Raw genomic sequence first — 13,869 nt, forward strand, 5'->3', positions numbered from 1 at the left:
CCGGTTTTCCCGGCCTATCGCCGCTTCTTTCGCCCTTTCGGGCCGCATGGCGGCCTGAAATCGGGCGAAGCTCGTCAGATCATCGCCATGCCGCCGTTGACGTGGATCGTCTGGCCGGTGACGTAGGAGGCCTCGTCGGAAGCGAGATAGGCGACCGCCGAAGCGACCTCCTTGCCGGTACCCATGCGCTTGGCCGGGATCGCGGCCATGATCGCTTCCTTCTGCTTGTCGTTGAGCTTGTCGGTCATTGCCGATTCGATGAAGCCCGGAGCGACGCAATTGACGGTGATGTTGCGGGTCGCGATCTCCTGCGCCAGCGACTTCGAGAAGCCGATCATGCCGGCCTTCGAGGCGCAGTAGTTGGTCTGGCCGGGGTTGCCGGTCACGCCCACCACCGAGGTGATGTTGATGATGCGGCCATGGCGGCGGCGCATCATCGGATGCGTCAGTTCGCGGGTAAGCCGGAACATCGCCGTCAGGTTGATCTCGATGACCTGGTCCCAGTCGGCGTCCGACATGCGCACGAACAGGCCGTCCTTGGTGATGCCCGCGTTATTGACCAGGATGTCGACGCCTTCGAGCTCGGCCTCGGCCTTCTGGCCCAGCGCCTTGACCTCGTCGCGGTCGGCGAGGTTGGCCGGGAACAGTCTTACCCGCTCGCCAAGCTCGTTCGCCAGCGCCTCGAGCTTCTCGACGCGGGTGCCGTGCAGGCCGACGGTGGCGCCCTGCTTGTGCAGGATGCGGGCGATTTCCTCGCCGATGCCACCGGAAGCACCGGTGACGAGTGCCTTGCGGCCGGTCAGGTCGAGCATTTTTCCAATCCCCTTGTAAGCGCACCCTTCACACGGGTGGGGTCATCGATTTCAGGCTAGTGCTGCAAGCGCCGCGTCGACGTCGGCCGGGTTGTTGACCGCGGCCGTCGCGATCTCCTTGTTGATGCGGCGGGCGAGGCCCGACAGCACCTTGCCGGCGCCCACTTCGTAGAGCGTGGTGACGCCGTTCTTGCCGAACCACTCGACCGTCTCGCGCCAGCGCACCTGGCCGGTGACCTGTTCGACGAGGCGGGCGGCGATCTCTTCCGGGTCGGTGATCGGCTGGACCGTGACGTTGGCCACGACCGGCACTACGGGCACGTTCTTCCTCACGCCGGCCAGCGCCTCGCGCATGCGCTCGGCCGCCGGCGCCATCAGCGCCGAATGGAAGGGCGCCGAGACCTGCAGCATCAGCGCGCGCTTGGCGCCCTTTGCGGTGCAAAGTGCAGCGGCGCGCTCGACCGCGGCCTTCTCGCCGGAGATGACCAGCTGGCCGCCGCCATTGTCGTTGGCGATCTGGCACACCGAGCCCTCGGCAGCCTCGGCGCAGGCCGCGTCGACGTCGGGTTGCTCCAGCCCGATGATTGCGGCCATGGCGCCCTGCCCGGCAGGCACCGCCGCCTGCATGGCGTCGCCGCGGATGCGCAGCAGACGCGCCGCATCGGCCACCGACACGAAGCCCGCGGCGGCGAGCGCCGAATATTCGCCGAGCGAATGGCCAGCGACGTAGGAAACCTTGTCCTTGAGCGAGAGGCCACGCGATTCCAGCGCCCGGAAGGCGGCCATCGACACGGCCATCAGCGCCGGCTGGGCGTTGGCCGTCAGCGTCAGCGTCTCCTCCGGGCCCTCCCAGATCAGCTTCGACAGCTTCTCGCCGAGCGCATCATCCACTTCCTCGAAGACGCGGCGCGCTTCCGGAAATGCATCGGCCAGTTCCTTGCCCATGCCCACGGCCTGGCTGCCCTGACCCGGGAAAGTAAAAGCGATGGCCATTCTCTGTCTCCTGGCTTCCGGCGCATCGACGACGCGCAGACATCTCTGGGAGCGCAGTTGCGCGTCTTGGCGCGCACCGGCTCCGGAATTTGTGGCTCTGGCGCAATGCGCCCTGTCAAGTCAAGCCTTGAGCGCCCCTGGGATCGAAACGGGTCGACAATCACGCATGATTAAGCCGAAACACGAATTGTTGGCCAACGCTTCTCAATTTTGCCATAAGCCCTAGCTTCTGCATGACAGTTTGATGACGTTCAGGTGACGTTCAGGTGACGTCTGCATCTTGCGCCGTCATGACACCGGGGAAGTTCGAGTTGGGAAGTGTAGTCGACAAAGCTGTAAAGGGCGCCGACGACGCGGAGCAGACCGCGCTCGGCCGGCGCACCTATGCGCTGGGCGTGCTGCGCTCGGTGATGGTGACGCTCACCGTCTCGGCGGTGCTGGTTTTCGCCATCGAACTCATCGCCCGCGGCTCCTTCGTCGACACGCTGCATTTCTTCCAGCAGCCCTTCAAGCCGAGCTGGACCACGGTCGCGCTCTTCGCCCTCCTGCTCGTCGGCCTCGACGCCCTGCTCGGCCGGCCGCACAACGGCCTGCTGATCGTCGCCCCGCTGGCGCTGCTCCTGGCCTTCATCGGCCACCAGAAGTCGCTCTATCTCGGCGACCCGCTCTACCCGACCGATTTCCTCTACGCCCGGCAGATCGTCGAGCTGATGCCGCTCCTGGTGCGCGAACGGCCGCTGACCGGCATCGGCATCGCCGTCGGCATCGTCGCCGGCATCTCGCTTCTGGTCTTCGCCTGGCGCTACTGGCGCAGCCGCATGCCGGCGCTGTCCTTCTGGGCGCGCATCTCGCGGCTGGCCATCGCCATTCCGGCGCTCGCCTTCTTCGTCTCGATCATGGACTACGCGACGTTCTCGTGGACGCGCGACCGCCTGCAGATCATCCCGATGATGTGGGACCAGAAGGAGAACTACAACTCCAACGGCTTCGCCATCGCCTTCGCGCTGAACGTGCCGATGGCCAAGGTAAACGCCCCGCACGGCTATTCCGCCAAGGCGATCGACGCAATCGCCCGCACCGACGTGGTCGCTTCCCTGCCCGAGGAGAAGCCCGACATCATCGTGGTGATGAGCGAATCCTTCTGGGATCCGACCCGGCTGCCTGGCGTGTCGATCACGCCCGACCCGATCCCCACCGTGCGCGCCGCGCGCTCCGGCAACGTCTTCTCGCCCGAATTCGGCGGCATGACCGCCAATGTCGAGTTCGAGGCGCTGACCGGCTTCTCGAACGCCTTCCTGCCCACGGGCAGCATCCCCTATCAGCAATATGTCCGCGCGCCGGTGCCCTCGCTCGCCACCTTCCTGCGCAGCGAAGGCTACGAGACGCGCGCCATCCATCCGTTCGCGGGCTGGTTCTGGAACCGCGCCCCGGTCTACAAGGCCTTCGGCTTCGACCGCTTCATGTCCGAGGAAAACATGCCGCCGCTGGAGAAGCGCGGGCCGCTGGCCTCGGACGCGGCGCTGACCGAGGAGATCATCCGCCAGGCGGACGCCACCGAGCATCCGTTCTTCTATTTCGCCGTCAGCCTGCAGAGCCATGGCCCCTACGAGCCCAACCGCTACATCAATACGACCCACAAGGTCGATGCGCCGACGTCGCAATGGGCGCGCGATTCGATCCTGAGCTATGCCGAAGGCGCCTCGGACGCCGACCGCGGCCTGCAGCGCCTGATGGACTGGGCGGCCAAGCGCAAGCGCCCGACCGTCATCGCCTTCTTCGGCGACCACCTGCCGCCGCTCGGGGCGGTCTATGTCGAGACCGGTTTCATGAAAGAGCCCGTGGCCAAGCGCAAGGCGCCGATCAACGACATGCTGGTGCAGCACGAGACGCCGCTGGTCGTGTGGTCGAACCGCACCGGCCCGGCGCGCGACCTCGGATCGATCAGCCCGGCCTTCCTGCCGCTGCACGTGCTCGAAACCGCCGGCATCAGCCATCCCTACTACACGGGCTTCCTCGGCCGGGTGCATGAGCGCTTCCGCGTCGTCGACCGCAACGTGCTCCTGCCGCGGCTCGGCGCGACCAAGTTCGACTGGTCGCGCGAGAAGGAAATCGATCCGATGATCCGCGATTTCCGCTGGCTGCAGTACGACATGATGTTCGGCAAGCGCCGCGGCGCCAAGGAGTTCTTCCCCGAAACGATCGACAAGGTCGTGGCCAACCGCATCCACTCGCCGCTGTTCCTGCACGACGAGGCGTTCGGCTGAACCCGATCCGACCAAAGGCGCCGGATTCGGCGAGAAATTCACTGCTGCCCTTGCCTTTTGGGCTCTATGCCTGTAGACGCCCGCCATCTGCCGGTCCCAGCTGGGGGCTGAACGGAGGGCCGGAGGTTTGCAAGAGCCTTCGTGTGAAGCGAAAACGCTTCCGCCTCCCGTGTCTCCGCTCTCGACCGTCTCGTCGTGCTCCTTTCTTCTCCTGCGGTGGCCAACGGGCCCTCGAAGGATCAGGGAGGTCGCAGAGGCTCTAGCCGCCGGGACCGGAAGATGGAAACGAAGAAAGGCAAAGAACTATGGCTCTTTACGAACATGTGTTTCTTGCCCGTCAGGACCTCTCGCAGCAGCAGGTCGATGCGCTTGTCGAACACTACAAGGGCATCATCACTGCAGCCGGCGGGTCGGTTGGCCGGGTCGAGAACTGGGGACTGAAGTCCCTCACCTACCGCATCAACAAGAACCGCAAGGCGTATTACACGCTCATGGACATCACCGCGCCGTCGGCTGCCGTCAAGGAAGTCGAGCGCCAGCAGGGCCTGTCCGAAGACGTCCTGCGCTTCATGACCGTCAAGGTCGAGGCGCATGAGGAAGGTGTGTCCGCCATGATGCAGAAGCGCGAAGAGCGCTCCGAGCGTGGCGAGCGCGGTGGCTTCGGCGACCGTCCGCGCTTCGGCGACCGCGACCGCGGCGACCGTGGTCCGCGCAGCTTCGGCGACCGCGATGGCGGTGGTGATCGTGGCCCGCGCCGTCCGCGCGAAGGTGTTGAAGGGGGTGCAGAATAATGGTCGACATCAATCAGATCCCGACCCGTCGTCCGTTCCACCGCCGTCGCAAGACCTGCCCGTTCTCCGGCGCCAACGCTCCGAAGATCGACTACAAGGACGTGCGTCTGCTGCAGCGCTACATCTCCGAGCGCGGCAAGATCGTGCCGTCGCGCATCACCGCCGTCAGCCAGAAGAAGCAGCGTGAACTCGCCCAGGCGATCAAGCGCGCCCGCTTCCTCGGCCTGCTGCCCTACGTGGTGAAGTGATATTCGTTCCGGCCCGGCGGCTTCCGCCCCGGGCCGGAAACTCCCGCCGCGACGGGCGCGGCCGGGCGAGCCTCAAATCCCGAGTTGGATTTCTCACGAGATCCTAACTGCCGCGACAGGCAGGACAGCGAAACCGGCGCTCCCCGCGCCCCGATTGCTTCCTTGCCCGTTGATTTCAATTCGCTGCCTTCGCAGCCAACGAAAGGACAAGGAAAATGGACGTCATTCTCCTCGAACGCATTTCCCGCCTCGGCCAGATGGGCGACACCGTCAAGGTCAAGGACGGCTTTGCCCGCAACTTCCTCCTGCCCAAGGGCAAGGCGCTCCGCGCCAACGAAGCCAACAAGAAGAAGTTCGAAGGCCAGCGCGCCCAGCTCGAGGCCCGCAACCTCGAGCGCAAGTCGGAAGCCCAGCAGGTCGCCGACAAACTCGACGGCAAGAGCTTCGTGATCGTCCGCTCGGCCGGCGAAACCGGCCAGCTCTACGGCTCGGTCTCGACCCGCGACATCGCCGATCTGCTCAGCGCCGAAGGCTTCACGGTTGCCCGCAACCAGGTCGAGCTGAACCAGCCGATCAAGACCATCGGCCTGACCAACGTGGCGATTGCCCTGCACGCCGAAGTCGAGGTCACCATCACCCTCAACATCGCCCGCACGGCCGACGAAGCCGAGCGCCAGTCGAAGGGCGAGACGCTGACCACCGCCGAGGCCATCTACGGCGATGACATCAACGAGAACGCCCGTCCGGATAGCTTCTTCGATCCGAACGCAGAGGAAGAAGAAGAGGCCTAAGCCTCTCCCTCTTCAGAATTTCTTGATCAAGCCCGGGTGGAAACACCCGGGCTTTTTTATGCCAGGAGGAACTTGCCAAGCGCGCCGCGATTGAACAAGATTAGCCTACACGACTGACAGATCGCGAGCACTGCCCATGAACGTGTTGCTGCAGCGTATACTTGGAAGACTTGTGCGCGTAGGTGACCTGACCGTCACCGGCCCGGACGGCACCGCCCACCGCTTCGGCGACGGCAGCGGCGAGCCGATCCACATGCTCATCAAGACGCGGCGCGCCGAACGCGCCATTACCTTCGACCCGATGCTGGCCGTGCCCGAAAGCTTCATGGACGGCGAGATGGACATCGTCGGCGGCGACGTCCTCGGCCTGATGCGGATCGCCTTCCAGAATCTCGGCAACGGCACCATCGACGCGGCCTGGACGCGCGCCATCGAAGGGCTGCGCGTCGCCTTCCGCCGCTTCCAGCAGGTCAATACGGCGGCGCGCTCCCGACGCAACGTCGAGCGCCACTACGACCTGTCGGGGGACATCTACCGCCTCTTCCTCGATCGCGACATGCAATATTCCTGCGCCTATTTCGCCGAACCGGAGATGACGCTCGAAGAGGCGCAACTCGCCAAGAAGGCGCACCTCGCCGCCAAGATGCGGCTGAGGCCCGGCCAGTCGGTGCTCGATATCGGGTCCGGCTGGGGCGGCCTCGGGCTCTACCTCGCCAAGTCCTTCGAGGTGCAGGTGCTCGGCGTCACGCTGTCGACCGAGCAGCACGCGGTCGCGACCGAGCGCGCCCAGGCGGAGGGGCTGGAGAACCAGGTCCATTTCGAGCTCCGGGACTACCGCGACCTCGTCGAGCGCTTCGACCGCATCGTCTCGGTCGGCATGTTCGAGCATGTCGGCGTCAACCACTACCGCACCTTCTTCGACGCCGTGGCGAAGCGGCTGAAGCCCGACGGCGTGATGCTGCTGCATTCGATCGGCCGCGCCGGCCCGCCGACCGCCACCAGCGCCTTCATCCGCAAATACATCTTCCCCGGCGGCTACATCCCCGCTCTCTCCGAGGTCCTGCCCGCGATCGAGAAGTCCGGCCTGATGGTGACCGACGTCGAGATCCTGCGCCTGCACTACGCCGAAACGCTGAAGCACTGGCGCGAGCGCTTCCTCGCCAACCGCGACAAGGCCAAGGCGATCTACGACGAGCGTTTCTGCCGCATGTGGGAGTTCTACCTCGCGGCGTCAGAGGCCTCGTTCCGCTGGCAGGACCTGATGGTCTTCCAGATCCAGCTCGCCCACCGCAACGACATACTGCCGGTCACGCGCGACTACATCGGCAAGTGCGAGAAGGCGCTGGCCATGCACGACATCGCGCATCGCCGGACCGGGCCGGCGGCCAAGCCGCCGCGCAGACGCAAGGTGGCCGACCAGGAGTAGCCCTTGATCGCCTCCCGCTTCCATAGGAAAAAGGCCCGTTGCCATCCGGACCGGGCCTTTTCCATGACCTATGCCATCTACGCCGCCGCAGCGCTCGCCGAGATCGCCGGCTGCTTTTCCTTCTGGGCCTGGTGGCGGCTCGACAAGTCGCCATTGTGGCTCGTGCCGGGACTTGCCGCGCTGGTCGCCTTCGCCTGGCTGCTGGCGCTGGTGGAGTCCGACGCGGCCGGCCGCGCCTATGCCGCCTATGGCGGCATCTACATCGTCGCATCGCTCGGCTGGCTGTGGATCGCCGAAGGCGTGCGCCCCGACCGCTGGGACCTCGCCGGTGCCGCCATCTGCGTCTTCGGCGCGTCGGTCATCCTGCTCGCGCCGCGTGCCGCGTGACATATTGTTCCCTTTTTGTTCTTTTCGAGACTTACCGCGGCAGGTAGAATCAGGGCAATATACGTCAACCCTTGTCCTCGATGCTCTTCGGCTGCTGTGAACAACGTGGATATGGGGCGAACCCCTCGCGGGAAGCGGGGACCACATCGCCAGCTCTGATACTGGAGGTGTTCGAGAACGGATTGGGGAAGACATTGGCCGAGGCAGCGCGCAAATTCGAAGTGGCGGAAACCCCGCTCTACCGGGAGGCTCCGAACAACATCGAGGCCGAGCAGGCGCTGCTGGGCGCGATCCTGGTCAACAACGACGCCTTCTACCGCGTCTCCGACTTCCTCAAGGCCACCCACTTCTACGAGCCGCTGCACCGCAAGATCTACGAGGTTTCGTCCGAGCTCATCCGCATGGGCAAGATGGCGAACCCCGTCACCATCAAGACCTTCCTGCCCGCCGAGGAGAAGGTCGGCGACATGACCGTCGCCCACTATCTCGCCCGCCTCGCCGCCGAAGCGGTCACCGTCATCAACGCCGCCGACTACGGCCGCGCCATCTACGACCTTGCCACCCGCCGCGCGCTGATCACCGTCGGCGAGGACATGGTCAACGTCGCCTATGACGCGCCGGTCGACATGTCGCCGGCCGAGCAGATCGAGGATGCCGAGCGCCGCCTGTTCGAGCTCGCCGAGACCGGCCGCTACGACGGCGGCTTCGAAAGCTTCTCCGATGCGGTCAAGACCGCCATCGACATGGCCAGCGCCGCCTACATGCGCGACGGCCATCTCTCCGGCACCGCCACCGGGCTGCACGACCTCGACAACCGCATGGGCGGGCTGCAGTCCTCCGACTTGATCGTGCTCGCCGGCCGCCCCGGCATGGGCAAGACCTCGCTCGTCACCAACATCGCCTTCAACGTCGCCCACGCCTATGTGCCGGCCCAGCAGGCCGACGGTTCGTTCAAGGCCGCCAACGGCGGCGTCGTCGGCTTCTTCTCGCTCGAAATGTCGTCCGAACAGCTCGCCACGCGTATCATTTCCGAGCAGGCCGAGGTGCCCTCCTCCAAGATCCGCCGCGGCGACCTCACCGAGGCCGACTTCGAGAAGCTGGTGGGCTGCACCCAGACGCTGCAGAAGATCCCGCTGTTCATCGATTCGACCGGCGGCATCTCCATCGCCCAGCTCGCCGCCCGCTCGCGCCGGCTCAAGCGCCAGCGCGGCCTCGACGTCATCATCATCGACTATATCCAGCTGATGCAGGGCTCGTCGGCCAAGGCGTCGCAGAATCGCGTGCAGGAAATCACCGAGATCACCACCGGCCTGAAGGCGCTGGCCAAGGAACTCAACGTCCCCATCATCGCGCTGTCGCAGCTGTCGCGTCAGGTCGAAAGCCGCGACGACAAGCGCCCGCAGCTCTCCGACCTTCGTGAATCGGGCTCGATCGAGCAGGACGCCGACGTGGTGCTGTTCGTTTACCGCGAGGAATACTACCTCAAGAACAAGGAGCCGAAGCCCGGCACCGACGAATACCTGCAGTGGGAAGCCAACATGAACGACGTGCGCGGCAAGGCCGAGGTGATCGTCGCCAAGCAGCGTCACGGCCCCACCGGCACCGTCAGCCTCGGCTTCCAGGGCGAGTTCACCCGCTTCTTCGACCTCGCACCCGAGCATCACCTGCCCGAGCGGTTTGGAGAAGAGTAGGCCTTGTCCGACACCGCGTTCCTTCCCACCCCCCTCTGGCCTGCCGGCCATCTCCCCCGCAAGGGGGGAGATCAGCCGTCGCGTCGGCCTTCGCCAATCGCCGGCGTTGCAGGGAGAGGCGTGAGGCACCCGCTGCCAATCTCCCCCCTTGCGGGGGAGATGGTCGGCAGGCCAGAGGGGGGTGCGGCAGAACTCAACCTTCCCGCACCTTCACAGCCCCTCCATGGCTAAGACCCGCACCCAGTTCGTGTGCCAGAATTGCGGCGCGGCGCATCAGCGCTGGGCCGGAAAATGCGATTCCTGCGGCGAGTGGAACACGCTCGTCGAGGAGGGCACGGCCGGCGGCATCGGCAGCGGGCCGTCCTCGCTCAAGAGCGCGCGCAAGGGCCGCGCGGTCACGCTGACCTCGCTCGACGGCGACATCGAGGACGCGCCGCGCATCGTCTCGCGCATCGGCGAGCTCGACCGGGCCACCGGCGGCGGCTTCGTGCGCGGCTCGGCGCTGCTCATCGGCGGCGATCCCGGCATCGGCAAGTCGACCCTGCTCACCCAGGCAGCGGCGGCACTCGCCCGCCAGGGCCACCGCATCGTCTATGTCTCGGGCGAGGAGGCGGTCGCCCAGATCAGGCTGCGTGCGCAAAGGCTGGGTGCGGCCTCGGCGCCGGTCGAACTCGCCGCCGAAACCAACGTCGAGGACATCCTCGCCACCATCGCCGACGGCAAGCGGCCCGACCTCGTCATCATCGATTCCATCCAGACGCTATGGACGGACCTCGCCGATTCCGCTCCGGGCACGGTCACCCAGGTGCGTGCCTCGGCCCAGGCGATGATCCGCTACGCCAAGTCGACGGGGGCCGCCGTGGTGCTGGTCGGCCACGTCACCAAGGAAGGCCAGATCGCCGGCCCGCGCGTGGTCGAGCACATGGTCGACGGCGTGCTCTATTTCGAGGGCGAAGGCGGCCACCACTACCGCATCCTGCGCACGGTGAAGAACCGATTCGGCCCCACGGACGAGATCGGCGTGTTCGAAATGTCCGACAAGGGCCTGCGCGAGGTCGCCAATCCGTCCGAGCTGTTCCTCGGCGAACGCCACGCCAAGGCGCCGGGTGCAGCCGTCTTCGCCGCCATCGAGGGCACCCGTCCGGTGCTGGTCGAGATCCAGGCGCTGGTGGCGCCTTCGACGCTGGGGACGCCGCGCCGCGCCGTGGTCGGCTGGGATTCGTCGCGGCTGTCAATGGTGCTCGCCGTGCTCGAGGCGCATTGCGGCGTCCGCTTCGGCCAGCACGACGTCTATCTCAACGTCGCCGGCGGCTACCGCATCTCCGAGCCCGCGGCCGATCTCGCGGTGGCTTCCGCACTGGTTTCGTCGCTTACCGGTATTGCTCTGCCCGCGGATTGCGTCTATTTCGGCGAAATCAGCCTTTCAGGTGCGATAAGGCCCGTTGCGCATGCGCAGCAGCGCCTTAAAGAGGCCGAAAAGTTGGGGTTCGGAAGGGCCGTGCTGCCCTCCGGCAGTGGGGACATCGCGGGCGGTGCAGGTGCCGGAACGTTCCAGCCGACCGAGCTTTCGGATCTGGTGGCACGGATAGCCGGCTCGAGGCGAAGCCGCGCGGAAGAGACGGACTGACACCGTCGTCATGGAGTGAGTGACACGATGCCGATTACGCTGCTCGACGGAATTCTGGTCGGCTTCACCCTCGTTTCGGCGATGCTCGCCATGGTTCGCGGCTTTTCCCGCGAGGTGCTCTCCATCGCATCGTGGGCAGCCGCGGCGGTCGCCGCCTTCCTGCTCTACAAGCCGGTCGTCCCCTACGTTCAGCCCTATATCGACAACGAGAAGATCGCCATGGCGGCCGCGGCCGGCATCGTCTTCATCGTCGCGCTGATCGTGGTCACCATCATCACCATGAAGATCGCCGACTTCATCATCGACAGCCGCATCGGCGCGCTCGACCGCACGCTCGGCTTCCTCTACGGCGCCGCCCGCGGCATCCTCGTCGTCGCCGTCGGCCTGCTGTTCTTCAGCTGGCTGGTCGGCGACAAGTCGCCGGCCTGGATCGCCGAAGCCAAGTCGCGGCCGCTGCTCGAAAGCATCGGCACGTCGCTCGAGAACCTTCTGCCCGAGGATCCGGAAAACTCGATCCTCAAGAAGCTCAATCCGCAGGGTTCCGATACCGGGACCGCCGCACCGCCGGCCGAAGGCGGAGCCGAGGCGGGTGGCGCCGAGGCGCATCCCGAAGGCGAAGCCGACGCGCCCGCCGAGCCGGCGCCGACAAACAACTGATCAAGGCGCGAGGGGCGTGGAAGTCGCGTTGCCCTTCCCGCCCCTTGGCACTATATAGCGTTTTTGCGACGAGAGGCCTCGCCCCATGGCAGACGCATCGACCGCCCTTTCAGCGGAAGCCGACGATCATTTCCACGACGAATGCGGCGTGTTCGGTATATTCGGCCGGCAGGAGGCCGCAGCCATCGTGACGCTGGGGCTGCATGCCCTCCAGCATCGCGGCCAGGAGGCTGCCGGCATCGTCTCCTATGACGGCAGCCAGTTCCACGTCGAACGGCACATCGGCCTGATCGGCGACACCTTCACCAAGCAATCCGTCATCGACCGGCTCAAGGGCAACCGTGCCATCGGCCACACGCGCTACGCCACCACCGGCGGAGCGGGCATGCGCAACGTGCAGCCGTTCTTCGCCGAGCTGGCCGACGGCGGCTTCGCCATCGCCCACAACGGCAACCTCACCAACGCCATGACCGTCCAGCGCGCCCTGCAGAAGCAAGGCGCGATTTTTTCGTCGACCTCCGACACCGAGACGATCCTGCACCTCGTCGCCGTCAGCAAGGAACGTGACCTCAATGCGCGCTTCATCGACGCGGTCCGCCAGGTCGAGGGCGCCTTCTCGCTGGTGGCGCTGTCGTCGAAGAAGATGATCGGCTGCCGCGATCCGCTCGGCATCCGCCCGCTGGTGCTGGGCGACCTCGACGGCGCCTGGATCCTCGCCTCCGAGACCTGCGCGCTCGACATCATCGGCGCGCGCTTCGTCCGCGACCTCAAGCCGGGCGAGATGGTGGTCGTCACCTCCAAGGGCGTCGAGAGCCACTTCCCGTTCGAGCCGCAGAAGCCGCGCTTCTGCATCTTCGAGTACGTCTATTTCGCCCGTCCCGATTCCTCGGTCGAAGGCCGCAACGTCTACGACGTGCGCAAGCGCATCGGCATGGAGCTGGCGCGCGAGAGCCCGGTGGACGCCGACCTGGTCGTGCCCGTGCCCGACTCGGGCACGCCGGCGGCGATCGGCTTCAGCCAGGAGGCCGGCCTGCCGTTCGAGCTCGGCATCATCCGCAACCACTATGTCGGCCGCACTTTCATCTCGCCGGGCGATTCCATCCGTCACATGGGCGTCAAGCTCAAGCACAACGCCAACCGCCGCATGATCGAGGGCAAGCGGGTCGTGCTGGTCGATGATTCCATCGTGCGTGGCACCACCAGCCAGAAGATCGTGCAGATGGTGCGCGACGCCGGCGCCAAGGAAGTGCATATGCGCATCGCCTCGCCGCCCACCCGCGCCTCGTGCTTCTACGGCGTCGACACGCCGGAGAAGTCGAAGCTGCTCGCCTCGCGCATGTCGATCGAGGAGATGGCCGAGTTCATCCGTGTCGATACACTCGGCTTCCTGTCGATGGACGGGCTCTACCGCGCCGTCGGCGAGGCCGGCCGCAACGACGAGCAGCCGCAGTTCTGCGATGCCTGCTTCTCGGGTCAATACCCGACTCGCCTGCTCGACCACGAGGGCGCCGACAACGTGCGCTCCCTGTCGCTGCTCGCCACCGGCGGGGTGTAGGTCTCCTCATCTATGGGCCGCTTCCGCGTCAGTTCGCGGAGGCCGCGCCGCCTTTCCAGATGTAGCCCTGCCGCAGCGCCAGCCGCTCGCCTGGACCGTGGACCGCTGCGAACAGCAGCCCCGCGAGGAAGGTGAAGTGGTCGACGAAAAAGCCGAACTCGGCCTGGTTGCCCTGCCAGCGCGACGGGCCGTGGAAGGCGAAGGCCAGGAAGATCACATAGGCGCCGGCAAGCAGCGCGGCCTCCGAGAAATAGGCGCCGGTCAGGAACGCCAGCACCAGGCCTATCTCGAAGATCGCCGCCAGCCATGCCAGCGGCAGCGGCAACGGAAAGCCGGCGGCAGCGATGTAGAGCGCCGTATCCGCCATGCCAAAAAATTTGAAGACGGCCGCCATGGCAAATACGGCGGCGAAGATCAGTCGAGCAACAAGGATCGCAACGGTTCTGCTCATCGGTGGCCTCCTCTTGGGATCGTTCGCAACATAGGACGTCTGCTGGCGCGTCGTTCCGACATTCTGGGCGGACATTTTCGCGTGTTACCGGCCGGCGCCTGCATCCATTCTCCCTTGCGGGGTTTTGTTCGCGGCGAAATCGTCCTATCAGGCTGCGGATCGACCAGTTCGAATTG

General features: G+C 65.9%; 13 protein-coding genes. 10 read left to right on the top strand and 3 right to left on the bottom strand.

Features of this window, described 5'->3' with window-relative positions:
- Positions 1–74 precede the first annotated feature (74 nt).
- On the bottom strand, positions 75–812 hold the full coding sequence (gene fabG, locus J2X50_RS07655; RefSeq protein ID WP_429093562.1) for a 3-oxoacyl-[acyl-carrier-protein] reductase: 738 nt from the start codon (positions 810–812) through the stop codon (positions 75–77).
- Between the two features lie 51 nt (positions 813–863).
- Entirely contained in the window at positions 864–1,805 is a 942-nt protein-coding gene (gene fabD, locus J2X50_RS07660; RefSeq protein WP_429093565.1) for an ACP S-malonyltransferase, read from the bottom strand.
- A gap of 290 nt (positions 1,806–2,095) precedes the next feature.
- On the opposite strand from fabD, the gene J2X50_RS07665 reads away from it, so the two are divergent.
- From J2X50_RS07665 to purF, 10 genes are all read left to right on the top strand, one after another.
- Positions 2,096–4,069: an LTA synthase family protein gene (locus tag J2X50_RS07665; RefSeq protein WP_429093762.1), complete on the top strand. Its 1,974-nt coding sequence runs from the start codon at positions 2,096–2,098 to the stop codon at positions 4,067–4,069.
- 305 nt (positions 4,070–4,374) lie between these two features.
- Entirely contained in the window at positions 4,375–4,860 is a 486-nt protein-coding gene (rpsF, locus tag J2X50_RS07670) for a 30S ribosomal protein S6 (protein ID WP_347967960.1), read from the top strand.
- Complete coding sequence (gene rpsR / locus J2X50_RS07675) at positions 4,860–5,108, top strand: 30S ribosomal protein S18 (protein WP_018427106.1); 249 nt, start codon at positions 4,860–4,862, stop codon at positions 5,106–5,108. Before rpsF ends, rpsR begins: the two co-directional genes overlap by 1 nt.
- 215 nt (positions 5,109–5,323) lie before the next feature.
- Positions 5,324–5,899, top strand: a complete 576-nt coding sequence (gene rplI / locus J2X50_RS07680) for a 50S ribosomal protein L9 (RefSeq protein ID WP_429093568.1) — start codon at positions 5,324–5,326, stop codon at positions 5,897–5,899.
- A gap of 136 nt (positions 5,900–6,035) precedes the next feature.
- Positions 6,036–7,325, top strand: a complete 1,290-nt coding sequence (locus tag J2X50_RS07685; protein ID WP_429093571.1) for a class I SAM-dependent methyltransferase — start codon at positions 6,036–6,038, stop codon at positions 7,323–7,325.
- Positions 7,326–7,388: 63 nt separating this feature from the next.
- A complete protein-coding gene (locus tag J2X50_RS07690; protein ID WP_429093573.1) occupies positions 7,389–7,712 on the top strand; it encodes a YnfA family protein in 324 nt (107 codons plus the stop codon).
- Positions 7,713–7,906: 194 nt separating this feature from the next.
- On the top strand, positions 7,907–9,403 hold the full coding sequence (locus J2X50_RS07695; protein WP_429093764.1) for a replicative DNA helicase: 1,497 nt from the start codon (positions 7,907–7,909) through the stop codon (positions 9,401–9,403).
- A gap of 223 nt (positions 9,404–9,626) precedes the next feature.
- On the top strand, positions 9,627–11,030 hold the full coding sequence (gene radA, locus J2X50_RS07700) for a DNA repair protein RadA (protein ID WP_347967954.1): 1,404 nt from the start codon (positions 9,627–9,629) through the stop codon (positions 11,028–11,030).
- Between the two features lie 27 nt (positions 11,031–11,057).
- Positions 11,058–11,687 carry a CvpA family protein gene (locus J2X50_RS07705; protein ID WP_429093576.1) on the top strand — a complete coding sequence of 210 codons (630 nt, stop codon included), beginning with the start codon at positions 11,058–11,060 and terminating at the stop codon, positions 11,685–11,687.
- 85 nt (positions 11,688–11,772) lie between these two features.
- Entirely contained in the window at positions 11,773–13,242 is a 1,470-nt protein-coding gene (gene purF, locus J2X50_RS07710; protein ID WP_429093579.1) for an amidophosphoribosyltransferase, read from the top strand.
- Between the two features lie 28 nt (positions 13,243–13,270).
- On the opposite strand, the gene J2X50_RS07715 is transcribed toward purF, so the two are convergent.
- Positions 13,271–13,693 carry a DoxX family protein gene (locus J2X50_RS07715; protein ID WP_429093581.1) on the bottom strand — a complete coding sequence of 141 codons (423 nt, stop codon included), beginning with the start codon at positions 13,691–13,693 and terminating at the stop codon, positions 13,271–13,273.
- Between the last annotated feature and the right edge of the window lie 176 nt (positions 13,694–13,869).

The sequence above is a fragment of the Aminobacter sp. BE322 genome, assembly GCF_050433525.1.
In the GTDB taxonomy this organism is placed as follows: Bacteria; Pseudomonadota; Alphaproteobacteria; order Rhizobiales; family Rhizobiaceae; genus Aminobacter.

Excerpts from the sequence above, each read along its gene's own strand:
- fabG (WP_429093562.1), bottom strand. The coding sequence starts at position 812 with ATGCTCGACCTGACCGGCCGCAAGGCACTCGTCACCGGTGCTTCCGGT.
- fabD (WP_429093565.1), bottom strand. The coding sequence starts at position 1,805 with ATGGCCATCGCTTTTACTTTCCCGGGTCAGGGCAGCCAGGCCGTGGGC.
- J2X50_RS07665 (WP_429093762.1), top strand. The coding sequence starts at position 2,096 with ATGACACCGGGGAAGTTCGAGTTGGGAAGTGTAGTCGACAAAGCTGTA.
- rpsF (WP_347967960.1), top strand. The coding sequence starts at position 4,375 with ATGGCTCTTTACGAACATGTGTTTCTTGCCCGTCAGGACCTCTCGCAG.
- rpsR (WP_018427106.1), top strand. The coding sequence starts at position 4,860 with ATGGTCGACATCAATCAGATCCCGACCCGTCGTCCGTTCCACCGCCGT.
- rplI (WP_429093568.1), top strand. The coding sequence starts at position 5,324 with ATGGACGTCATTCTCCTCGAACGCATTTCCCGCCTCGGCCAGATGGGC.
- J2X50_RS07685 (WP_429093571.1), top strand. The coding sequence starts at position 6,036 with ATGAACGTGTTGCTGCAGCGTATACTTGGAAGACTTGTGCGCGTAGGT.
- J2X50_RS07690 (WP_429093573.1), top strand. The coding sequence starts at position 7,389 with ATGACCTATGCCATCTACGCCGCCGCAGCGCTCGCCGAGATCGCCGGC.
- radA (WP_347967954.1), top strand. The coding sequence starts at position 9,627 with ATGGCTAAGACCCGCACCCAGTTCGTGTGCCAGAATTGCGGCGCGGCG.
- J2X50_RS07705 (WP_429093576.1), top strand. The coding sequence starts at position 11,058 with ATGCCGATTACGCTGCTCGACGGAATTCTGGTCGGCTTCACCCTCGTT.
- purF (WP_429093579.1), top strand. The coding sequence starts at position 11,773 with ATGGCAGACGCATCGACCGCCCTTTCAGCGGAAGCCGACGATCATTTC.
- J2X50_RS07715 (WP_429093581.1), bottom strand. The coding sequence starts at position 13,693 with ATGAGCAGAACCGTTGCGATCCTTGTTGCTCGACTGATCTTCGCCGCC.